Here is a 20,807-nt window from a genome sequence, read left to right as displayed (position 1 = left end):
CAGTCCCCCATCCCGGGCCTCTGGTGGCATGCGGGTGCAACACTGGCATGATCAAGGGTTTTGTCGCTTCCCATTCGCCCCCGAACCGCATTGCCATGACCGACTCCGCGTCCGCACAAGAACAACCCCACGCAGCCCCTGCCGCCCCCGTGGCCGCGCCTGTGGTGGCCGAATCTGCCGTTGCCATGGCAACCGCTGCGCCTGCCGGTGACGCCGGTGCGGCCCAGCCGCAGCGCAAGGGCGGGTCCCGCCGGGGTGGCCGCAACCGCCGCAAGCCCGATGGGCGCCCGGCGCCCGAAGGGGCGGCCGAGGCCGTTGCGCCTGGCGCAGCCCCGCGTGCGCCCCAGCGCGTGCATCCGGCGCTGGAGCAACTCGCGGCGCTGTACCCGAACCTGTTTGGCGCGGTGTTCCGCCCGCTCAAGCGCGGCATCTTCCAGGACATCCTGGCCGCCCACCCCGAGCTGTTCGAGCGCGAGGCGCTCAAGGTGGCGCTGGGCCTGCACACCCGCTCCACGCGCTACCTGCAAAGCGTGGCGGCGGGCGACAAGCGCCACGATCTGCAAGGCCAGCCGGTGGAGGCCATGGCACCCGAGCATGTGCACCACGCGTTGCTGGAGGTCTACCGCCGCCGAAAGGCCCGCGCCACCGAAGATCTGCTGCCCAAGCTGCGCAACCGCATGATCGCGGCGTTCGAAGCCTCGGGCCTCACGCGCGAGGACTACACCGCGCTGGTAGCAAGCCGCGACGAATCGGCCAACGCCCTGCTCGAAGAAGCCTTTGCCGATTGGGCCGCTCGCAACGCCAAGGACGAAGCCCTGCTGCGCGCGTTTGAAGCCAGCGGCCAGACACTGGACGCCTTTGCCGACATGTACGGCCTGGTGCCCCGCACCGTGGGCCAGCAGATCGAGCGTGCGCGCCGCCTGGCAGCAGTGCGGGCGCAGCAGGTGGCTGCGGCAAATGCGGCTGCCGCCGCCGAATCTGCTGGTGCCGAGGACGCAGCGGCGGCGCCAGCCCAGGGCGACTGAAGCCAGGCAGGGCGTTCGTGTCTGCAGCTCCCGCGCGCCTGATTTTTTTGCCCGGCGTGGGGGGCAACCCTGCTTTCTGGCAGGCCGCCTCGGACGCGATCACGCTCCCTGCTGAGCGGGCACTGCTGGGCTGGCCCTGGTTCGGCCTGGCATCGGCCGCAGACATGCCGCCAGATACGGCGGACTGCATGCAGGACCTGGTCAATGCGGTCACGCCGCACATGGACCGGCCTTGTGCACTGATCGCACAGTCCATGGGTGGCGTGGTGGCGGTGCTGGCGGCCTTGCAGCGCCCTGAATACCTCACGCACCTGGTGCTCGTGGCCACATCCGGCGGTGTGCCCATCGACGACCTGCGCCCGCATGATTGGCGCCCTGATTTCATGCGCTCCAACCCCGCCTTCCCTGCGTGGATGGCCCGTGAGCGCTGGAACCTGGCACCGCAGCTGGCATCGGTGCGCGCGCCCACTTTGCTGCTGTGGGGCGATGCCGATGTCATCAGCCCCGTCGCGGTGGGCGAACGCTTGCAGGGCCTGCTGCCCCGTGCGCGGCTGCAGGTGTTGCCAGGCGGTGCCCACGACCTGGCCCAGACCCATGCCGAGGCGGTGGCCGGGCACATCAGCCATCACCTGCGGGCAGGCACTGAGACCGCCTAGAATTTGGATGCGACCCGGTTCATGGGTTGCCGTAAGCGTTTACGTCAATCAACGTGCTCACCAACACCGGCCCTGCCGGGGTGGTGGCCCCCAGCCTGCCGATGCTGCAGGGCGGGGGCGGCACCTTGCCTGACCGGTTTGCTTTCTGGAACCTCAATGAACCAACCTTCCTCGCTCCCCCCGTCTTCCCGCCAGACCTTCCTCGGGCTGCCCAAGCTGCCTGCGCGCTCGACGGTCTGGGTCACGCCGCTGCTGCTGTCGCTGCTCATGACCTTTATCGTGTCCCTGATCAGCACGGTGCGCGTGGCGGGCTTCTCGCTGGACTTTCCGTGGCTGTGGCTCAGTTCCTGGGCGCTGTCCTGGGTGGTGGCCTTCCCCACGCTGCTGCTGGTGTTGCCGGTGGTGCGCCGTGCCACGGCGGCCATCGTCGCGCAGCCGGACTGACCGGTGGCGGGGCAGGGGCCGGTGCCTCCCTGCCACCCCGCTTCCGCCACAGCGCCCATGCCGGGCCAACGGGGTGGGCGCACGCTACTGACATCAGGCTGTCAGCAGCGTGCACGCACCATGCCTCTCTCGCACAGCGCCCATCGGCCCGTGCACCGATTCCATCCACTGAAGACGAGAGAGAGGACCTGCCATGACCCCAACCACCACACCCATCCCCCTCTAGATCCCCGCGTTCAGCGTGGCGGGCATTGCTGTGCGAACGCGCAACAGCGAAGAGATGAACCCGGCCGTTGCCCGCCTGGGCGGCCTGTGGAACCGCTTTTTCAGCCAGAGCTGGGAGCGCAAGCTGCCCAGCCAGGGCGACGATGGTCGCATCTTCGGCGTGTACAGCGGTTACGAATCCAACGAGCATGGCGCCTTCGACGTGACCGCCGGTGTGGCGGTTGCCGAGCCCGAGCTGGTGCAGAAGACCGTGCCCGACGCGCACCGCATCGACATCGAGGCGGGTGATTACCTCGTTTTCAGCGGCGAGGGCGACATGCCGCAGATGGTGATCGACACCTGGGTCCGCATCTGGCACTACTTTGCCGAAAATCCCCAGGTGCGGCGCCGCTTCGGCACGGATTTCGAGGCCTACGAAGGGCCCGACAAGGTGGCCATCCATGTGGGTGTTGTGCTATAAATAGTATAGCTACAAGTGCTTGATGGACAGGCGGTAGAGCCCTAAAATACTGATATTCTCTGCCTATGCGCCGCGCCGACCGCCTGTTCCAGATTGTTCAGCTCATCCGAGGGCGGCGCCTGTCCACGGCCGCCTTTCTGGCCGATCGGCTCGAAGTCTCGGCGCGCACCATCTACCGCGATGTGGCGGACCTCCAGCACCAGGGCGTGCCCATTGAGGGCGAGGCCGGTGTGGGCTACCGCCTGGGCGCGGGTTTTGATCTGCCGCCGCTGATGTTCAGCCAGGGCGAGGCCAACGCCCTGGTGGCCGCCGCGCGGCTGGCGCAGGCCTGGCTTGATGCCGGGCTGGCGCGCGAGGTGGAGGGCGCTCTGGGCAAGATCTTGTCGGTGCTGCCCCCGGCCGCGCGCGTGGCGGCCGAGGCGCAGGCGCTCTATGCGCCGTCCGTGGGGCTGGACCCGCGCGCCCAGGCCACGCTGCAGGCGCTGCGGGAGGCGGTGCACAGCCGCCATGTGGTGCAGATCGACTATGCCGACGTGCACGGCCGCCCCAGCCTGCGCCGCCTGCGCCCGCTGGGCTGCTTCTACTGGGGCAAGGTCTGGACGCTGTCGGCCTGGTGCGAGCTGCGCAACGACTTCCGGGGCTTTCGCATCGACCGCATCGTGGACCTGGTGGTGCTCGACGAGCAGTTCCGCCAGGAGCCCGGCAAGACGCTGGCCGACATGCTGCGCAAGGTGGAGGCCGAGATGGCTGCCTGCCCGCCCGAATGGGCGCCTGCGCAGACGCCGGGGCTCAATGCGTGAAATGCAGCACCCCCTGAGTCGCTTCGCGCCTTCCCCCTCTCTCTCCTCGCTGCGCGAGTCGGGAGGGGGACGCTCCCAGCGCGGCGGGGCGGCCCTTGCGCGGGAGCACTGGCGTTGGGCCGCGCCAGTTTCATCCGCTGCGGGTGGCGCGCAGCGCGATGACCGGGGGCACTGGCCTCGGCCACGCCAGGTTCAAAGGCCTCGGCCCGTGCCGGGTGTCAGCGCGTCCCGGTATCGCCGGCTGCACGGCACGGTGCTGCCGTCCTTCATCACCAGGCGCGCATCGCCGCTGTCCAGCGGCTCGATCATTGCGATCGCATCCAGGTTGACGGCGTAGCTGCGGTGCACGCGCACGAAGCGCGCCGGGTCGAGCTGGGCCAGGAAGTCGGTGAGCGTGGAGCGCAACAGGTAGTCGTGCCCCTGCACATGCAGGCCCACATAGTTGGCTTCGGCCTGCAGCCAGGCGATGTCGGTGGCGGCGATCAGGAATTCGCGCCGCAGCTTGCGCACCAGAAAACGCTCGGGCCGTGCCGGGGTGGGTGGGGGCGTGGGGGTGGCGCCCGGCTCCGGTATTGCCGGGGCCAGGGGCTGTGGGGTGGGCTCGGACTCCGCAGCGCCTGGGGTTGGGGCCGCCGTGGCCGTGGCCAGGGCCGGGTCGGGCGCATCCAGCACGCGCGCCTCGCCCTGCAGGCGCAGCAGCAGAAACCGGTAGCCCACCAGTGTGCTCACGATGAGCACATAGGTGCGCACGTCCTTGAGGTATTCATAGCCCCACGCGGCCCACCAGTGGCCGGGGCGGTAAGGCGTGTCCAGCACCGCATAGGCGGCATGGCGCAGCGCCATCATCCCGGCCAGGTGCAGGCTGCAATAGACCACGCTGCCCAGCACATGCCAGGGCAGGTGGCGCGCCAGGGTGTCCCAGTGCAGTGCAAAGCGCCGCTCGTGCGCGGCCACGGCCGGGATCAGCGCGGCCACCACGACCACGCTGGAGATCTCCCACACCCAGGGCTCCCAGGCCAGCACCTGCCGCCCGGCGCCCGCCAGATCGAGCGAGGTCACCACGGCGTTGAACAGGGCCTGCACCAGCAGCACCATGGCCCAGAAGCCCACCTCGGCGCGGCGGCGCAGCGCCGGGTCGCGCAGGTAGTGGTCAGGCCAGGTGGGGGCGGCGGAGGTCATGCCCTAGTGTAGGCAGCAGGCCCCCGGGGGCGCTGCGGTTCGTCCCACGGGGCCACCGCTGGTCCCAGGCGGGGCGTGGGGCCGTCCCATCGCAGGGCTGCCAGCACCGTCCCCGGCCCAGCATGGCGCATCTTTTGTCCCGGAACCCCTCATCCCATGTCCCCCCGCCGCCACGACATCGACGCCCTGCGCGCCCTGGCCTTTGCCCTGGTCATCCTGTACCACGTCGCCATGTTTTACGTGGCCGACTGGCACTGGCACCTCAAAAGCCCCCATGCGGCCGAGTGGCTGCAGGCGCCCATGCGCGCGCTCAACCTGTGGCGCATGGACCTGGTGTTCCTCATCTCCGGCCTGGCCTTCGGGCTGGTGGCCCGGGGGCAGACCCCGGCGGGCCTCATCCGTCAGCGCAGCCTGCGTCTGCTGCTGCCCCTGGCCTTTGGCATGGCCGTGGTGGTGCCCTACCAGGCCTATGCGCAGGGCGTGGCCAACGGCCTGATCGCGCCGGGGTTTGGCAGGTTTTTGTTGCGTTACCACCCCGGCAGTGCCTGGCCCGCCGGTGCGTTCGACGGCTGGGAGGTGGGCGTCACCTGGAACCACCTCTGGTACCTGGCCTACCTCTGGGTCTACACCGTGGTGCTGGCGCTGCTGCTGCCTCTGGCCGAATCCGCCGCCGGCCAGCGGCTGCGCCGGGCCTTCATCCGGCTGCGGGGCGCGTGGCTGGTTGTGGTGCCGGTGCTGCCGCTGGCGCTGTACTCGGTGCTGCTGTGGCCCCACTTCCCGCCCACCCATGACCTGGTCCAGGATGCCTGGCTGCATGCCGTGTACTTCACCGTGTTCGTCTATGGCTACTGGATCGGGCTGGATGTGGGCCTGTGGGCCGAGCTGGTGCGCCAGCGCTGGCGCACCCTGGGCCTGGCGCTGGGCTTGCTTGTGCTGTACCTGGGGCTGCTGGGCCTGGCGCAGCAACACGGTGTGCGGGCTGCGCGCCTGCCGCTGCGTGTGCTGGCGGATGTCTACCTCTGGGCTGCGCTGCTGGCCATCCTGGGCTGGGCCCACCACCGCCTCAACCGTCCCTGGCCGTGGCTGCGCTGGGCGAATGCGTCGGTCTACCCCTGGTACGTGCTGCACCAGACGGTGATCATCGGGCTGGTGGTGGTTTTTTCACCCTGGCACCTGGGCCCTGTGGCGGAGCCCGTGCTGCTGGTGGTGGGCACGGTGGCGCTGTGCTGGGGGATCACGGCGGTGGTGCAGCGCGTGGGGTGGCTGTGGCCGCTGTTCGGGCTGGCCCGCACAATGCGGGCATGAGCCGCCTGCCGCCAGCACTCACGCTGCGCTCCGCCACCCCACAAGACCTCCCTCAACTCGCGCCCCTGTGGCGCGACGCCTGGGCCAGCGCCAACCCGGCGGTGACCACCGTGGCGCCACTGGCACATTGGGCGGCGCGGGTGGATGCTGAGTTTGGCCCGCCTTGCACTACCACCGTGCTGGTGGAGCAGGGCCACACCGTCCGGGCTTTCATGGTGCTGGACCGGGCCCAGGGCCATCTGCACCAGCTCTTCGTGGCACCCGGGGTGCAGGGGCAGGGTCTGGGGGCGGCCCTGGTGCAAGAGGTCTGCGAGACGCTGTGTCCCCATGGGTGGACCTTGCATGTCGCCACCTCCAACCTGCGGGCGCGGCGGTTCTACGCGCTCTGTGGCCTGGTGGAAGAGGTGGTGGACCACCATCCCGGCACGGGCCGTGAGCGGGTGTTGTGCCGCTGGGCGCCGCCCTCAGCCCTGCGCTAGCGCCGCCTCAATATCCCCCGCCAGCTTCTTAGGCGCATCCTGCGGCGCATAGCGGCGGATCACCTGGCCGTCCTTGCCGACCAGGAACTTGGTGAAATTCCACTTGATGGCCTTGCTGCCCAGCAGGCCCGGGGCCTCGGCGGTGAGCCATTTGTACAAGGGGGACGCATTGGCGCCGTTCACGTCGGTCTTGGCCATCATCGGAAAGCTCACGCCGTAGTTGAGCTGGCAGAAGCTGGCGATCTCGTCATTGCTGCCGGGGTCCTGGCTACCGAACTGGTTGCAGGGGAAGCCCAGCACGACGAGGCCCTGGTCGGCGTATTCCTTGTGCAGTTCTTCCAGCCCGCCGAACTGGGGCGTGAAGCCGCAGGCGCTCGCGGTGTTCACGATGAGCAATACCTTGCCCCGGTATTGCGACAGGGGCACGGCCTGGCCGTTCATCTGCAGGGCTTCAAAGTCGTAGATGCTGCTGGGCATGTGGGTACTCCGGGTGGGGATGGCGGGCCATCGTAGCCCCTGCCGCCCAAGCCTGCGCGCACACGGGTCAATGACCCGCAGCACCCGGGCGGCGGAACTGCAGTGCTGCGAGCAGCGATGCCAGCAGGATCAGCGCCCCGCCCAGCACGGTGCGCGTGCTCAGTGTGGACGCGCCCAGCAGGGCCGAGGACACGCTGGCGAACATCACCTCCGACAGCATCACCAGCGCCGTGGTGCCCGCCGCCAGCCGCGCCGCGCCAAACTGCAGTGCCCAGTTGCCCAGCATGAGCACGCCCGCCAGCAGCAGCCCGGTGATGACCCAGGTGGCGTTGGCGGCGGGGAAGGGTTCGACCACACCCACCTGCAGCCCGATGCCCGCCACGGCCAGCGCCATCAGCATGCAGCCGCCAAACATCGAGAACATGCGCGCGGGCCCCGGCACGGTGTGCAGGCGGCGCAGTGTGACGTTGGTGAGCGCAAACATGAAGCCGCCCAGCAGCGCCAGCCCATCGGCCAGCGACAGGTTCTGCAGCAGGCGCGACGCGGGTGCGCCCTCGGGCAGCAGCACCAGCACCACACCGCAGAAAGCCAGCGCCAGGCGCAGCAGCGCCGCCGGGGTGGGACGCTCGCCCAGCACCTTCCAGGCCAGCAGCACGGCCCAGGCGGGCATCAGGTAGAACAGCAGGATCACGCGCACCACGTCGCCAATGGTCACGGCCCAGTTGAAGGCCACGTTGTTCAGGCCCGAGGCCAGCGCCAGCAGCCACAGCTCGGGGTGCTGGCGCACCTGGGCCCAGAGCGTGGGGCGCCAGGCCAGCAGCGCCAGCAGCACCACCGCATACATGAACGCCGTGGCCCACAGCGGGTGCAGCCCCGCCTGGTGCATGTGCTGGAACGGCCACCACGCCAGCCCCCAGACAAAGGCGTTGAACAGCAGGGCGGCAAAGGGCAGGGGCGATTGCATTGAAGAAAAAATGGCCGTTACCGCGCAACAGGTAAGCGCTGGTAGCTATGAAAATGATAGTAAATGGCGGAGCGCCAGACACTGGCACACCGCCCCTGCCAGCGCACCCGTGGAGCTGGCTCTGCCAGGCCACTGGGTGCGTCCCCCTCCGGGGGAAGCGGCGCAGCCGCTCAGGGGGCTTCTCAATGGTGCGTGTCGTGCCGCGCAATGTGCAGCAAGTGTTCCACCTCTTCGCGGTGCTGCACACAGTTGTTCTGGTGCCAGCGCTGGATCAGCCACATCACCCCCGCCACCACCAGCCCGAAGGCCGTGATGGCACCGAACACCGACAGCCCGAACTTGAGCGACAGGCTGTAGAACGCGCCCAGCGCCAGGATGCAGGCCTGCTCGTTGAAGTTCTGCACGGCGATCGAGCGGCCCGCACCCATGAGGTTGTGGCCCCGGTGCTGCAGCAGCGCATTCATGGGCACGACCAGGTAGCCGCCCAGGCCGCCCAGGATGATGAGGAAGGGGATGGCCACCCAGATGTTGCTGATGAACACCATCAGGATCAGCAGCAGCCCCATGGCAATGCCCAGCGGGATGACCTTGGTGGCCATGTCCAGGCGCATGCGCATCGAGGCCACCACGGCGCCCACGGCAGTGCCGATGGCGACCACGCCGGTCAGGGCCGAGGCCTGTGTGGTGTTGTAGCCCAGCGCCACGGCGGCCCAGGCCAGCACGATGAACTTGAGGTTGCCGCCCGCGCCCCAGAACAGGGTGGTGGTGGACAGCGAGATCTGGCCGAGCTTGTCGCGCCACAGGCGGCTGTTGCAGGCCCAGAAGTCGGGCAGCAGGCTCAGCGTGTTGGAGACGATGCTGCGCGCAGGGTCGGCACGCATCGGGCGCATTTCCACGCCGGTGTGCGGGATGCGGGTGTTGAACCAGGCGGCCACGGCATACACCACGATCAGCGCGGCAATGGCCGACTCTGCGGGCGTGTCCACGCCGGTGTTGATCATCGGGATGTCGATGCCCAGCAGCATGGCCGACATGTGCTGCCCTACCAGCTGGCCACCCAGCAGCACGCCCAGGATAATGGAGGCAATGGTGAGCCCCTCGATCCAGCCGTTGGCCTTGACCAGCTGGGACGCGGGCAGCAGCTCGGTGAGGATGCCGTACTTGGCGGGCGAGTAGGCCGCTGCGCCCAGGCCCACCACGGCGTAGGCAATCAGCGGGTGCGAGCCGAACAGCATCATCAGGCAGCCCACCACCTTGATGGCATTGCTGACAAACATCACCTTGCCTTTGGGCAGCGCATCGGCAAAAGCGCCCACGAAGGGCGCCAGCACCACATAGAACAGCGCAAACATGGGCACCAGGGCGGCGCGCTGCCATTCGGGGGCGCCCTCAGAGCGCAGGAGTTCCACGGCGGCCACGAAAAGTGCGTTGTCGGCCAGCGAGCTGAAAAACTGCGCCGACATGATGGTGTAGAAACCGCGCTTCATCGAATGGCTGGTGGGTGCATCAGTTGGGCTGATGCACTGTTAATTGTGAGTAACCGTAGCAGGAGACAGGCGGTTATATCACGCGGATAAACGGCTGCAGTGCCAGAATCCTGCAGGTATTCCCCGGTAGATTCCCCCGTCCCAACTGCTCCATTCCATGCCCCGTCCCATCACCGCCACCATCCACACCGCCGCTTTGCACAACAACCTCGCGCGCGTGCGCCAGTCGGTGCCCGACGCCAAGGTGTGGGCAGTGGTCAAGGCCAACGCCTACGGCCACGGCATCGAGCGGGTGTTCGAGGGTCTGCGCGGGGCCGACGGTTTTGCGCTGCTGGACCTGGCCGAGGCCGAACGCGTGCGCCACCTGGGCTGGCGCGGGCCCATTCTGCTGCTCGAAGGCGTGTTCGAGCCGCGTGACCTGGAGCTGTGCTCGCGCCTGGGCCTGTGGCACGCGGTGCACTGCGACGAGCAGATCGACATGCTGGCCGCGCACAAGACGCAGGTGCCGCACCGGGTGTTCCTCAAGATGAACTCGGGCATGAACCGCCTGGGCTTCACGCCCCAGCGCTACCGCGCGGCCTGGGCCCGGCTCAATGCGCTGCCGCAGGTGGACGAGATTTCGTTCATGACCCACTTCAGCGATGCCGATGGCCCGCGTGGCATTGCGCACCAGATGGCGGCCTTCACCGCTGCGGCCCAGGACCTGCCTGGCGAGCGCAGCCTGAGCAACAGCGCCGCCACCCTGCGCCACGCGCAGGACGCTGGCGTGCGCGCCGACTGGGTGCGCGCGGGCATCGTGGTCTATGGCAGCGCGCCCGACTTCCCCGAGCACAACGCCAGCCACTGGGGGTTGCAACCCACCATGACGCTGTCCACCCGCCTCATCGCCACCCAGCAGCTGCAGGCGGGCGACACGGTGGGTTATGGCTCGCGCTTCACGGCCGATGGGCCGCTGACCATCGGCATCGCCGCCTGCGGCTATGCCGACGGCTACCCGCGCCACTGCGACACCGGCACCCCGGTGCTGGTCAACGGCGTGCGCACGCGCCTGGTAGGGCGGGTGAGCATGGACATGGTGACGGTGGACCTCACGCCACTGCAGCAGGCCGGGGTGGCGGCGGGTTTTGGCAGCGAGGTGACGCTCTGGGGCCGGGCCAGCAATGGGGTTGTGCTGCCCATCGACGAGGTGGCGCAGGCCGCAGGTACCGTGGGCTACGAGCTGATGTGTGCACTGGCCCAGCGCGTGCCGGTGGTGGTGGACGGCGTGGCCTGACGTCCTCCCTCTGTGCCCCTGCGGTTCGCGCAGAAGTTCACGCTGCGGGGTGCGGGCTGAGCGAGGGTTGGCCTGAAACTGGTGTGAAATGGCGCCGTCTTTTTGCCACCGCGCGCAGCACGCTCCTTCCATGGCCACACCCCGCAGCAACTCCTCCAGCCCTAAGAAAAAAAGCAGTTCCACCTGGCGCTCGGTGCGCATGCCGCACCACGGCGCGGTGGCGCGCAGCCTGCAGCAGCGCTACAGCCTGCGCTGGCATGGGCTGCTGATCGGCAGCTTCACGCTGCTGCTGATGTGGGCCACCTCGCACCTGCAGATGGTGCTGGGCGTGGATTCGCTGGCGCTGCGGTACCTGGTCACGCTGTCGGTGGGCTATGTCGGCTATCTGCTGGTGCTGCGCGCCTGGGCAGCGCGGCTGGTGCGGCGGGACGGGTCGTCGGGCGACGGCAGCAGTGTGGAATTGCCCGACATCTCCTGGCCCAGTGGCAATGGCCCCTCCGGTGGAGGCCAGGTGCCCTTGCCGCGCACGGGCGGTGGCGACTTTGGCGGCGGCGGCGCATCGGGTGACTTTGGGGGCGGGTGGACACAAGGTCTGTCCAGCGGCGGCTCCGGCAGCGACTCCAGCGTGCTGGGCGACATGGCCGGGGGCGCGGCCGATGCGCTGGGCAGCGCCGACGAGGGCGCCGTGGTGGTCGTGCCCGTGGTGGCCATCTTTCTCATCGGCGCGGCGCTGATCCTGGGGGCGGGCTCGCTGGCCATGCTGTTTTTTGGCTGGGATGTGCTGCTCACGGTGGCGGTGGAGATCGCCTTTTCAGTGGCCACTGCCCGCGCCGCCGTGGGGGTGGAGCGGGAGGGCTGGCTCAGCGCCGCTGTGCGCCTGACCTGGAAGCCGCTGCTGGGCGCGCTGGTCTGCGCCGTGCTGCTGGGCGCCACCATCGACCATTTCCTGCCCCATGTGCATTCGCTGCCCGAGGCGCTGCGCGTGATCCAGGGGCGCTGATTTGCTCTTTATTTGATAGCTATCAGGGCATGTTGCACTAGCGCTTGAGGCAAAAATCCCTTCAAAAGCGTCTGAAGCGCCGCCGAGGTGCCCCTAGCGCGAGGACCGGCCCCTGCCGTGGCCGCAGTCCTCGCCAGTCTCCAGGGGCGGCAGCGCATCCAGGTTGGCCCCCACCCGCGCCAGCAGGGCCAGCAGCTGCGCCTGGGTGGCGTCGTCGCAGCCCGCCAGCACCTGGGCCGACAGGGATTGCCGCGCGGCCTGCAGCGCCTGGTACAGCGCCTGGCCCTCGGCGCTCAGCGTGAGGCACAGGCTGCGCCGGTCCTCGGCGTGCGGCTGGCGTTCCAGCCAACCCTTGTCCTGCAACAGGCCCAGCATGCGCGCCACCTGCGCCTTGTCGGCGCCGCTGTGGCGCACCAGCTCTTTCTGCGTGGCGCCAGGGTGGCGGCCGATGAAGTTCAGCGCGCGAACTTCGTTGAAGGTCAGGTCCGGGTGCACGGAGGTCATCGCGCGCACCATGCGCGCCCGGTAGGCATGCATCAGGTCGTGCAGGGCTTCAAACACATCGGGGCGGGCGCGTGGGGGCATGGCGTGGCTATCGGTTGAAAAAGTCAACTGAATGGCGGATGATTTGGTTGATTAAATCAACATTTTACGCCATGAACGCTTCCTTGCCCCTGGCCGCCACGGCCCCCTCCCTCGCCATCGAGCGCATTCGCCATCCCCTGCAGGGCCGCCACCTCCAGGTGGTGCGCCGCACCCAGGTCAGCCCCGGCTTTGTGCGGCTGACCCTGGCCGGGCCCGAGCTGGCGGGCTTTGTGAGCGCCGGGTTCGACGACCATCTCAAGCTCATCCTTCCCTCGCCCGGGCAAGACCGCCCCACCTTGCCCACGCTGCAGGAGGGCCGCCCCGTGTTTGACGGCCCGCGCCCCGTGCTCCGCGACTACACCCCTGCGCGCTTTGACGCCACTGCGGGCGAGCTGGACATCGAGGTCGCCCTGCACGACGCCGGCCCCGCCACCGACTGGGCCGCCAGCGCCACCGTGGGCCAGTGGGTGGGCATTGCCGGGCCGCGCGGCAGCATGGTCGTGCCCACGGGCTTCGACTGGCACTGGCTGCTGGGCGACGAAACCGCGCTGCCCGCCATCGCCCGCCGCCTGGCCGAGCTGCCCGCCAGCGCGGTGGCCACCGTGCGCATCCAGCTGAGCAGCCCTGCCGACCAGCGCACGCTGGCGAGCGCGGCGCAGGTGGATCTGCAGTGGGTGAGCGCGCTGCCTGCCGCTGTGGAGGCGCTGTCGCTGCCGCCCGGCGCGGGCTTTGTCTGGGCTGCGGGCGAACACAGCGACATGGCCGCCGTGCGCCGTGCCGTGCTGGCCAAGCCGGGCGTGGACCCGAAGCGCATGCGCATCTCCGCTTACTGGAAGCGTGGGGCGACCGACCACCACGAGGACCTGGCGAGCGCCGCGTAGTCGGCCCTTGCTTGCTACATCCCTCTCGACTTTCCTCTCAGCGCAGCAGCGTCAGCGCCGCCGCCTTTTGCACGGCCTGCGTCATGTGCTGCAGCGCCTGCACGTTCAGCCGCCAGCACTGCCAGTACAGCGGCACATCCACGGGCTTGTTCGCAATCAGCTCGACCAGGGCGCCGGTCTCCAGGTCGTCTTCCACCAGGGCGTCGGGCGTCATGCCCCAGCCCAGGCTGGCGCGCGTGGCTTTGACGAACGCATGCGCCTCGGGCAGCCAGTGCACGGGCGGTGCGAGCTTGCGGCGCGTGATGCGGCCCACAAAACGCGCCTGCAGCGCATCCTTGCGGTTGAACACCAGCATGGGCGCCTGCGCCAGGGTGGTGGCGCTAACGCCCTGCGCAAAGTGGCGCTCCATGAACGCAGGGCTTGCGAGCGCGCGGTAGCGCAGCGTGCCCAGCGGCAGCACTTGGCAGCCCTGCACGGGCTGCGGGTCGGCCGTCACGGCGGCCATCACGCGGCCCTCGCGCAGCAAGTTGGCAGAGTGGTCCTGGTCTTCCACATGGATGTCGAAGGTGATGGCCTGCCCCTCGGCCGCCTGCGCCATGGCGTGGGGGAACCAGGTGGCCAGCGAGTCGGCATTCACGCCAATCGCCAGCCGCGTGGTGCTGTGCTGCCCGCCGCCAATGGTGGCCAGCGCATCGGCCTCGCTCAGCGCCACCTCGCGCGCGTGGCGGTACAGCGCCTGCCCGGCCTCGGTGGGCGTGCAGGGCGTGGCGCGGCGCACCAGCACCTGGCCCACGCGCTCCTCCAGCAGCTTGATGCGCTGCGACACCGCCGAGCGCGTGACATGCAGCGCGGCCGCCGCCCGCTCGAAGCTGCCCTCGTCGATCACCGTGGCAAAGGCGTTGAGCTGGGCGGAGTCGAGTTGCATGGGTGGTTAGCCATTTTGACGGATCGTTAAAAAGTATAGCTGGCGTCTACATGGTGCGTTGACCACAATCCGCACCCATGGTCTCCACTGCATTCGTTCACGGTTTCACTTCCACCGCCATGCTCATCATGGCCATTGGCGCGCAAAACGCGTTCGTGCTGCGCCAGGGCCTGCGGCGCGAGCATGTGCTGCCCGTGGTGCTGGTGTGTGCGCTGTCGGACGCGGTGCTGCTGCAGGTGGGCGTGTGGGGCATGGGCGGCATGCTGCTGGACCGGCCCGAGTGGGCGCAGTTCATGCGCTGGGCGGGCGCGCTGTTCCTGTTGATGTATGCCGTACAGACGGCCGCGCGGGCGCTGCGCCCGGGCCAGTTGTTGGTGGCCACCAGCGGCCCCGGCGCCAGTTTGCGCACCACACTGGCCACCGTGGTGGCACTCACCTGGCTCAACCCGCATGTATACCTGGACACCGTGGTGCTGCTGGGCACCATGGCCACGCCGTACCCGGCCTGGGGGCGTGCGCTGTTTGCGGCGGGGGGCTCGCTGGCCAGTGCGTTGTGGTTCTTGTTGATCGGCCTGGGCGCCCGCTGGCTGGCGCCGTTGTTTGCCACGCCGGCGGCGTGGCGGGTGCTGGATGCGGTGACGGCCACCACCATGCTGGTGCTGGCGGGGGTGATGGCTCTAAGCTAAGAACGATAAGTTCGTTCCCACGCGGAGCCGCTTGGGGGATAGTCCGGCCATTCAGCATTCTTTGGCCTTTTTGCCTATCCTTGTACCCATGCGCTTTAAACACCTCCTGCTTGCAGCCGCCGTTGCCGCCGCGCTGCCCCTGGCTGCGCAGTCCGCCACCTTCCGTTGGTCCCGCTCGGTGGACATTTCCACCTGGGACATCCACACCCAGAACGTGGGTGTGAACAACACCATGCACGGCGCGGTGTACGACACGCTGGTCGAATACAACAGCAAGACCTTCAAACCCGAGCCGTCGCTCGCCACCGAGTGGAAGCTCATCAAGCCCACGCAGCTGCGCCTCACGCTGCGCAAGGGTGTGAAGTTCAGCGATGGAAGCGAGTTCACGGCCGACGACGCCAAGTTTTCGCTGGAGCGGGCCAAGGCCAAGACTTCCAACTTCGCCGTCTACACCCAGGGCATCGACCGGGTCGAGAAAATCGATGCCTACACCATCGACATCCACTCCGACCTGCCCAACCCCGTGCTGGTGAACCAGCTCACCGAGCTGCGCATCCTGAGCAAGGCCTGGGCCGAGAAGAACAAGTCGGTGGAGCCCAAGGACATCAAGACCAAGGACGAAACCTTTGCCCACCGTAACGCGCTGGGCACCGGCCCCTACCAGCTCAAGCAGTGGACGCCCGACCAGCGCGTGGTGCTGGAGCCCAACCCCCACTGGTGGGGCAAAGGCAAGTACCCCACCAACCTGACCGAGATCGTCTACACCCCCATCAAGGCCGACGCCACGCGCACGGCGGCGCTGTTGTCGGGCGAGATTGACTTTGTGATCGACCCCAGCCTGCAGGACCTGGCGCGCATCAAGCAGACTCCCACCCTGCAGGTGCTGGAAGGGCCCGAGTACCGCACCATCTTTCTGGGGCTGGACCAGTTCCGCGACGAGCTGCCTGGCTCGGACGTGAAGGGCAAGAACCCGCTGAAGGACCTGCGCGTGCGCAAGGCGCTGTACCAGGCCATCGACATCCAGTCCATCCAGCGCGTGGTGCTGCGTGGCCTGGCCCAGCCCACGGGCACACTCATCGCCAACCAGGTCAACGGCTGGACCAAGAAGGCCGACGTACGCTGGCCCTACGACCCCAAGGCCGCGCAGAAGCTGCTGGCCGATGCGGGCTACCCCAACGGCTTTGAGGTGGACTTTGCCTGCAGCGCGGGCCGCTACATCAACGACGAGCAGCTGTGCCAGGCCATCACCTCACACTGGGCCAAGGTGGGCGTGAAAGCCAAGCTGCGCTCGCTGCCGTTTGCAACGTACTTCCCGATGATCCAGCGCAACGAGGCGAGCATCTACCTGCTGGGCTGGGGTGTGCCAACGTTCGATGCGTTCTACAGCCTGCAGTCGCTGGTGCGCTCGCCCGGCGCGGGGGGCGATGGCAACTTCAACCTGGGCCGCTTCTCTGATCCGCAGATCGACGCCCTGGTCGAGCGTGTGAAGAAGGAAACCGACACCACCACACGCAACCAGCTGATCGAGCAGGCACTGATCAAGGAGCATGAGCTGGTCTCGCACATCCCGCTGTACAACCAGGTGATTCCGTGGGCGGGCACCAAGAAGGTGGACATCATCCACCGCGCCGACAACCGCATCGACTGGCGGTATTTAAGAGTGACAACCCCCTGAGGCGCTTCGCGCCTTCCCCCTTCTCTCGAATTGCTGCGCAATTCGGGAAGGGGGACGCCGCCAGCGCGGCGGGGCGGCCCTTGCGCGGCGGCTCTGGCCTGTGCCGCGCCAGCTTCACAAGCCGCGCACTCCCGCAGCGTGGATATGTAGCCCCAAAGAAATTTCAGGCCAGTGCGCGCTGCACGGCGGGGCGCTGCAGCATGCGCTGCGTGTGCGCAAACACCTTCGGGAACCGGGCAATGTCCACGCCATCGCTGTGCAGCCAGGTGCCGATGGTGAACAGGTAGCCGTCGGCCACGGTGTACTGCTCGCCCATCACCCAGGGGCCCTGGTCCACGGGCGGCAGGTAGTGGCTTTCGATGAGATTGAAGCAGTCGGTCATGTTCTGCGGCACCTTGCGTTGCATGGCGGCCTGGGCCTCGGGCTCGTCGGCCCAGCGGCTGGCGCGGGGGCGGTGCGCATGGGCGATGTGCACGGTGGACGCGAGGTAGCTGTGGAACTCCTGCAGGCGCGCAAAGCCATGCGCGTCGACGGGCGCCAGGCGCGCTGCGGGAAAGCTCTGCGCCACAAAGGCCAGCAGGGCCGGGGTTTCGGTCAGCGTGCCCTGCGGCGTGGCCAGCGCGGGCACGCGGCCCTTGGGGTTCACGGCCAGGTATTCGGGCGTGCGCTGCTGGCCTGCGGCGAAGTCCACGCGGACCAGTTCGTAGGCGGCGCCCGCTTCTTCCAAAGCGATGCGCACGGCCTGCGCGCAGGTGCCGGGGGTGTAATACAGCGTGAGTGTGGTCATGGCTAATTTGCTATTAAATATGTAGCTTATAAGGCAATAGGGTTGCGCGCAGACGGCCTTTTTTGCTTGAAGTTTTTAGTACAGGCCGCGCGTGCGGGCCATCAGCCGCACCAGGCCCAGCAGCGCGTCGGTGTGCGGGGTGGGCACGGCGGTGATCTGGCCCAGCTCGCGCACGGCGCCCACCAGGGCGTCGATCTCCATGGGCTTGTGCGCTTCCACGTCCTGCAGCATCGAGGTCTTGAACGCGCCCAGCTTGCGCGTGACGGCGTGGCGGTCTTCGGGCTGCTGGTCGATCGGCAGGCCCAGCTGGTCACCAATGGCCTTGGCTTCGAGCATCACGTGCGACACAAAACCCCGCACCAGCTCGTCGTCCAGGATGCGGTCGGTGGTCGCGCCGGTGAGTGCGCTGATGGGGTTCATGGTGAGGTTGCCCCAGAGCTTGAACCAGATGTCCTTCTGGATGCAGTCGCTCAGCTCCACGTCGATGCCACCGCGCTGCAGCGTATCGGCCAGGGCCTGCAGGCGCGCGCTGCGGTGGCCGCCCGGCTCGCCCACGATGAGACGGTTGCCGAAATGCTGTTTGACGAAACCCGGTGCCTCCAGCGAGCAGCTGGTGTGCACCACGCTGCCCACCACATGGCGCGTGGGGATGGCGCTGGCGATCACGCCGCCTGCGTCCACGGATTCGAGCGCGCGGCCTTGCGCAGCGCCGCCAAAACCGTCGAGGAACCACCAGGGCACGCCGTTCATGGCCGTGAGCACGATGGTGTCCGGTCCGATCAGCGGGGCCATGGCGCGTGCCACCTCGGGCAGGCCGGGCGCTTTCACGGCCACTACCACCAGGTCCTGCACGCCCAGGGCCACCGGGTCGGCTGCCGCCGTCACCGCCACCTGGGCCACCGTGCCGTCGGGGCGCCGCAGGCGCAGGCCGTCGGACTGCAACGCCGCCAGCGTGGCACCGCGCGCCACCAGGCTGACCGGGTTGCCCGCCTGCGCCAGGGCCACACCGAGCCAGCCGCCGATGGCGCCCGCGCCGTAGATACATGCTTTCATGCTTGTCGATCCTTGCTTGTTGTTGTGTCTTGTCTGGAAGAGAAGGGTCAGTAGCCTGCGGGCCGTGGCGCGGCAGCGGCGTCCGTGCCGGTGCGAAAGCGCGCCAGCAGATTCTGCGCAGCGCTGGTCAGCAGCATGGTGTCCACGCCCACAGCCACAAACAGGGCACCGGCCGCCAGCCACTGGCGCGCCTGGGCCTCGTTGGTGGCCAGGATGCCCGGCGCCTTGCCCGCGCGCAGGATGCGCGTTATGCCGTCGTGGATGGCGGCTTGCACATCGGGGTGCCCCGGGTTGCCCGGGTGGCCCATCGAGGCCGACAGGTCGGCCGGGCCGATGAAAACGCCGTCCACGCCGGGGGTGGCGGCAATCGCATCCAGGTGGGCCATGGCCTCCGCCGTCTCGGCCTGCACCAGCAGGCAGACCTGCTGGTTGGCCTCGTGCACATACCGGGGGTAGGCCTGCCAGCGCGACGAGCGCGCCAGCGCGCTGCCCATGCCACGCACGCCATCGGGCGCATAGCGCGTGGCGCGCACCAGCTGCTGGGCCTGTTCGGGCGTGTCCACCATGGGCACCAGCAGGGTTTGCGCGCCGATGTCGAGGTACTGCTTGATGAGGGCGGTGTCGCCCACCGGCACCCGCGCAATGGCGTGGGGCGCGCGGGCCCCCGGCGGCAGGGCGCTGCTGGCGCTGGCAATGGCCTGCAGCTGATGCAGGATGGAGCGCAGGTCGTTGGGCGCATGTTCGCCATCGACCAGTAGCCAGTCGTAACCGGTGCCCGCCAGGATTTCTGCGGTGTAGGCATCGGCCAGGCCCAGCCACAGGCCGATTTGCGTATCGCCCCGGGCCAGGGCCTGCTTGAAGGAATTGGTGGGTGTGTGCATGGCGTGCATTCTTGCCGATGTCGGAGAACAAAGTGGATGGGTGGCCATCGTAGGGGCGCAGCGCCTGGGGTCTATAGGTGCTTGGTAGGGTGGAGCCCGAGTTCCGGGGCTGCGCCGCTATAGTCGGCCACCCGCGCCTGTGCCCACCGACCATCCCCTTTCCATGGCCAAAGACAAAATCATCTTCACCTGCACCGAATGTGGCGGCACCAGCCCGCGCTGGCTGGGCAAATGCCCCGCCTGCGGCGCCTGGAACACGCTGATCGAACAGGTGGCCGAGGCCGGGCCGGGCAAGAACCGCCTGAGCGCGCCGCAAGGCTATGCGGGCTTGGCCCACGTGCAGCCCGTGATGCCGCTGGCCGCCATTGAGGCGCAGGATGTGGCGCGCACCCCCAGCAGCATCGACGAGCTGGACCGTGTGCTCGGCGGCGGCATTGTGGAAGGCGGCGTGGTGCTCATCGGGGGCGACCCGGGCATCGGCAAATCCACCCTGCTGCTGCAGGCCATGGACGCACTGCAGCGCGCGGGCCTGCCCACGCTGTATGTGACGGGCGAGGAGAGTGGCGCCCAGGTGGCGCTGCGCTCACGGCGCCTGGGCATCGAGGGCAGCCAGGTGAAGCTGCTGGCCGAGATCCAGCTCGAAAAAATTCTGGCCACGGTCGAAGCCACCCAACCGGCCGTGGTCGTGATCGATTCCATCCAGACCACCTATTCCGACCAGCTCACCAGCGCACCGGGTTCGGTCGCCCAGGTGCGCGAATGTGCGGCGCACCTCACACGCATGGCCAAGGGCACAGGCATCGCCGTCATTCTGGTGGGCCATGTAACCAAGGAAGGTGCGCTGGCCGGGCCGCGCGTGCTGGAGCACATGGTGGACACGGTGCTGTACTTTGAAGGCGACACGCACAGCCAGTTCCGCCTGGTGCGCGCCATCAAGAACCGCTTTGGCGCGGTGAACGAGATCGGCGTGTTTGCCATGACCGAAAAAGGCCTCAAGGGTGTGAGCAACCCGAGCGCCATCTTCCTCTCCCAGCACTCCGAGCCCGTGCCGGGCAGCTGCGTGATGGTCACGCTGGAGGGCACACGCCCCATGCTGGTCGAGATCCAGGCGCTGGTGGACAGCGGTGGCCCCAGCCCCCGGCGCCTGTCGGTAGGCCTGGACAAGGACCGCCTGGCCATGCTGCTGGCCGTGCTGCACCGCCACGCGGGTGTGGCGTGCATGGACCAGGACGTGTTCGTGAACGCGGTGGGTGGTGTGCGCATCAGCGAACCGGCCGCCGATCTGGCGGTGATGTTGTCCATCACCTCCAGCCTGCGGGGCAAGGCGCTGCCGCGCGGCTTTCTGGCGTTTGGCGAGGTGGGGTTGGCGGGCGAAGTGCGCCCCGCACCACGCGGCCAGGAACGGCTGAAGGAAGCCGCCAAGCTCGGCTTCAGCGTGGCCGTGGTGCCCAAGGCCAACGCGCCCAAGAAGCCCATTGAGGGGCTGACCATCCACGCGGTGGAGCGGGTGGAGGAGGCGATGAATGTGGTGCGGGGCTTGTAAGCAATGCCCACAGCCCC

22 protein-coding genes are annotated in these 20,807 nt (G+C 68.4%); 13 read left to right on the top strand and 9 right to left on the bottom strand.

The window, feature by feature from the left end:
• The first annotated feature begins 95 nt into the window (after positions 1-95).
• The 5 genes from ACYZGB_RS14415 to ACYZGB_RS14395 all read left to right on the top strand — a co-directional run bounded on the left by ACYZGB_RS14415 (position 96) and on the right by ACYZGB_RS14395 (position 3,610).
• Entirely contained in the window at positions 96-1,025 is a 930-nt protein-coding gene (locus ACYZGB_RS14415) for a ProQ/FINO family protein (RefSeq protein ID WP_462389187.1), read from the top strand.
• A 17-nt stretch (positions 1,026-1,042) separates the two neighbouring features.
• Complete coding sequence (locus ACYZGB_RS14410) at positions 1,043-1,681, top strand: alpha/beta fold hydrolase (protein ID WP_462389185.1); 639 nt, start codon at positions 1,043-1,045, stop codon at positions 1,679-1,681.
• Between the two features lie 156 nt (positions 1,682-1,837).
• Positions 1,838-2,125, top strand: coding sequence for a DUF2798 domain-containing protein (locus ACYZGB_RS14405; protein WP_462389183.1), 288 nt, complete (start codon positions 1,838-1,840; stop codon positions 2,123-2,125).
• A gap of 226 nt (positions 2,126-2,351) precedes the next feature.
• On the top strand, positions 2,352-2,810 hold the full coding sequence (locus ACYZGB_RS14400; protein WP_462389260.1) for a GyrI-like domain-containing protein: 459 nt from the start codon (positions 2,352-2,354) through the stop codon (positions 2,808-2,810).
• A 65-nt stretch (positions 2,811-2,875) separates the two neighbouring features.
• On the top strand, positions 2,876-3,610 hold the full coding sequence (locus tag ACYZGB_RS14395; RefSeq protein WP_462389181.1) for a helix-turn-helix transcriptional regulator: 735 nt from the start codon (positions 2,876-2,878) through the stop codon (positions 3,608-3,610).
• A 192-nt stretch (positions 3,611-3,802) separates the two neighbouring features.
• Here the strand turns inward: ACYZGB_RS14395 and ACYZGB_RS14390 are convergent, their stop codons facing one another.
• Positions 3,803-4,789, bottom strand: coding sequence for a LytTR family DNA-binding domain-containing protein (locus ACYZGB_RS14390; protein ID WP_462389179.1), 987 nt, complete (start codon positions 4,787-4,789; stop codon positions 3,803-3,805).
• A 156-nt stretch (positions 4,790-4,945) separates the two neighbouring features.
• On the opposite strand from ACYZGB_RS14390, the gene ACYZGB_RS14385 reads away from it, so the two are divergent.
• Positions 4,946-6,094, top strand: coding sequence for an acyltransferase family protein (locus ACYZGB_RS14385; protein ID WP_462389177.1), 1,149 nt, complete (start codon positions 4,946-4,948; stop codon positions 6,092-6,094).
• Positions 6,091-6,573: an N-acetyltransferase family protein gene (locus tag ACYZGB_RS14380; protein ID WP_462389175.1), complete on the top strand. Its 483-nt coding sequence runs from the start codon at positions 6,091-6,093 to the stop codon at positions 6,571-6,573. Before ACYZGB_RS14385 ends, ACYZGB_RS14380 begins: the two co-directional genes overlap by 4 nt.
• Here the strand turns inward: ACYZGB_RS14380 and ACYZGB_RS14375 are convergent.
• The 3 genes from ACYZGB_RS14375 to lplT all read right to left on the bottom strand — a co-directional run bounded on the left by ACYZGB_RS14375 (position 6,559) and on the right by lplT (position 9,501).
• Positions 6,559-7,050: a glutathione peroxidase gene (locus ACYZGB_RS14375; RefSeq protein ID WP_462389173.1), complete on the bottom strand. Its 492-nt coding sequence runs from the start codon at positions 7,048-7,050 to the stop codon at positions 6,559-6,561. The genes ACYZGB_RS14380 and ACYZGB_RS14375 overlap by 15 nt on opposite strands.
• A gap of 67 nt (positions 7,051-7,117) precedes the next feature.
• The gene (locus ACYZGB_RS14370; RefSeq protein ID WP_462389171.1) at positions 7,118-8,014 is read right to left on the bottom strand and encodes a DMT family transporter; all 897 of its coding nucleotides are present in this window, start codon (positions 8,012-8,014) and stop codon (positions 7,118-7,120) included.
• Between the two features lie 182 nt (positions 8,015-8,196).
• On the bottom strand, positions 8,197-9,501 hold the full coding sequence (lplT, locus tag ACYZGB_RS14365; protein WP_462389170.1) for a lysophospholipid transporter LplT: 1,305 nt from the start codon (positions 9,499-9,501) through the stop codon (positions 8,197-8,199).
• A gap of 157 nt (positions 9,502-9,658) precedes the next feature.
• On the opposite strand from lplT, the gene alr reads away from it, so the two are divergent.
• Complete coding sequence (alr, locus tag ACYZGB_RS14360) at positions 9,659-10,774, top strand: alanine racemase (protein ID WP_462389168.1); 1,116 nt, start codon at positions 9,659-9,661, stop codon at positions 10,772-10,774.
• A gap of 130 nt (positions 10,775-10,904) precedes the next feature.
• Positions 10,905-11,774: a hypothetical protein gene (locus tag ACYZGB_RS14355; RefSeq protein ID WP_462389167.1), complete on the top strand. Its 870-nt coding sequence runs from the start codon at positions 10,905-10,907 to the stop codon at positions 11,772-11,774.
• A gap of 93 nt (positions 11,775-11,867) precedes the next feature.
• On the opposite strand, the gene ACYZGB_RS14350 is transcribed toward ACYZGB_RS14355, so the two are convergent.
• The gene (locus tag ACYZGB_RS14350; RefSeq protein ID WP_462389166.1) at positions 11,868-12,359 is read right to left on the bottom strand and encodes a MarR family winged helix-turn-helix transcriptional regulator; all 492 of its coding nucleotides are present in this window, start codon (positions 12,357-12,359) and stop codon (positions 11,868-11,870) included.
• Positions 12,360-12,430: 71 nt separating this feature from the next.
• Between ACYZGB_RS14350 and ACYZGB_RS14345 the strand changes: the two genes are divergently transcribed.
• The gene (locus ACYZGB_RS14345) at positions 12,431-13,240 is read left to right on the top strand and encodes a siderophore-interacting protein (protein WP_462389164.1); all 810 of its coding nucleotides are present in this window, start codon (positions 12,431-12,433) and stop codon (positions 13,238-13,240) included.
• A 37-nt stretch (positions 13,241-13,277) separates the two neighbouring features.
• Here the strand turns inward: ACYZGB_RS14345 and ACYZGB_RS14340 are convergent, their stop codons facing one another.
• Positions 13,278-14,165: a LysR family transcriptional regulator ArgP gene (locus ACYZGB_RS14340; protein ID WP_462389162.1), complete on the bottom strand. Its 888-nt coding sequence runs from the start codon at positions 14,163-14,165 to the stop codon at positions 13,278-13,280.
• A 77-nt stretch (positions 14,166-14,242) separates the two neighbouring features.
• Between ACYZGB_RS14340 and ACYZGB_RS14335 the strand changes: the two genes are divergently transcribed.
• Both ACYZGB_RS14335 and ACYZGB_RS14330 read left to right on the top strand, forming a co-directional pair.
• Positions 14,243-14,851: a LysE/ArgO family amino acid transporter gene (locus ACYZGB_RS14335; protein WP_462389160.1), complete on the top strand. Its 609-nt coding sequence runs from the start codon at positions 14,243-14,245 to the stop codon at positions 14,849-14,851.
• Positions 14,852-14,939: 88 nt separating this feature from the next.
• Complete coding sequence (locus ACYZGB_RS14330; RefSeq protein ID WP_462389158.1) at positions 14,940-16,526, top strand: ABC transporter substrate-binding protein; 1,587 nt, start codon at positions 14,940-14,942, stop codon at positions 16,524-16,526.
• Positions 16,527-16,689: 163 nt separating this feature from the next.
• On the opposite strand, the gene ACYZGB_RS14325 is transcribed toward ACYZGB_RS14330, so the two are convergent.
• From ACYZGB_RS14325 to ACYZGB_RS14315, 3 genes are all read right to left on the bottom strand, one after another.
• Positions 16,690-17,313, bottom strand: coding sequence for a glutathione S-transferase family protein (locus tag ACYZGB_RS14325; RefSeq protein ID WP_462389156.1), 624 nt, complete (start codon positions 17,311-17,313; stop codon positions 16,690-16,692).
• Between the two features lie 75 nt (positions 17,314-17,388).
• Positions 17,389-18,366 (bottom strand): 2-dehydropantoate 2-reductase, encoded by a 978-nt coding sequence (locus ACYZGB_RS14320; protein WP_462389155.1) that lies wholly within the window; start codon positions 18,364-18,366, stop codon positions 17,389-17,391.
• 47 nt (positions 18,367-18,413) lie between these two features.
• Positions 18,414-19,247, bottom strand: coding sequence for an aldolase/citrate lyase family protein (locus ACYZGB_RS14315; protein ID WP_462389153.1), 834 nt, complete (start codon positions 19,245-19,247; stop codon positions 18,414-18,416).
• Between the two features lie 163 nt (positions 19,248-19,410).
• On the opposite strand from ACYZGB_RS14315, the gene radA reads away from it, so the two are divergent.
• Positions 19,411-20,790 (top strand): DNA repair protein RadA, encoded by a 1,380-nt coding sequence (radA, locus tag ACYZGB_RS14310; RefSeq protein ID WP_462389151.1) that lies wholly within the window; start codon positions 19,411-19,413, stop codon positions 20,788-20,790.
• Positions 20,791-20,807 lie beyond the last annotated feature (17 nt).

It is taken from the genome of Acidovorax sp. Q11 (assembly GCF_054950075.1).
The sequence above is the reverse complement of the archived record's forward strand: the minus strand, read 5'-3'. Positions and strand labels throughout refer to the sequence as shown.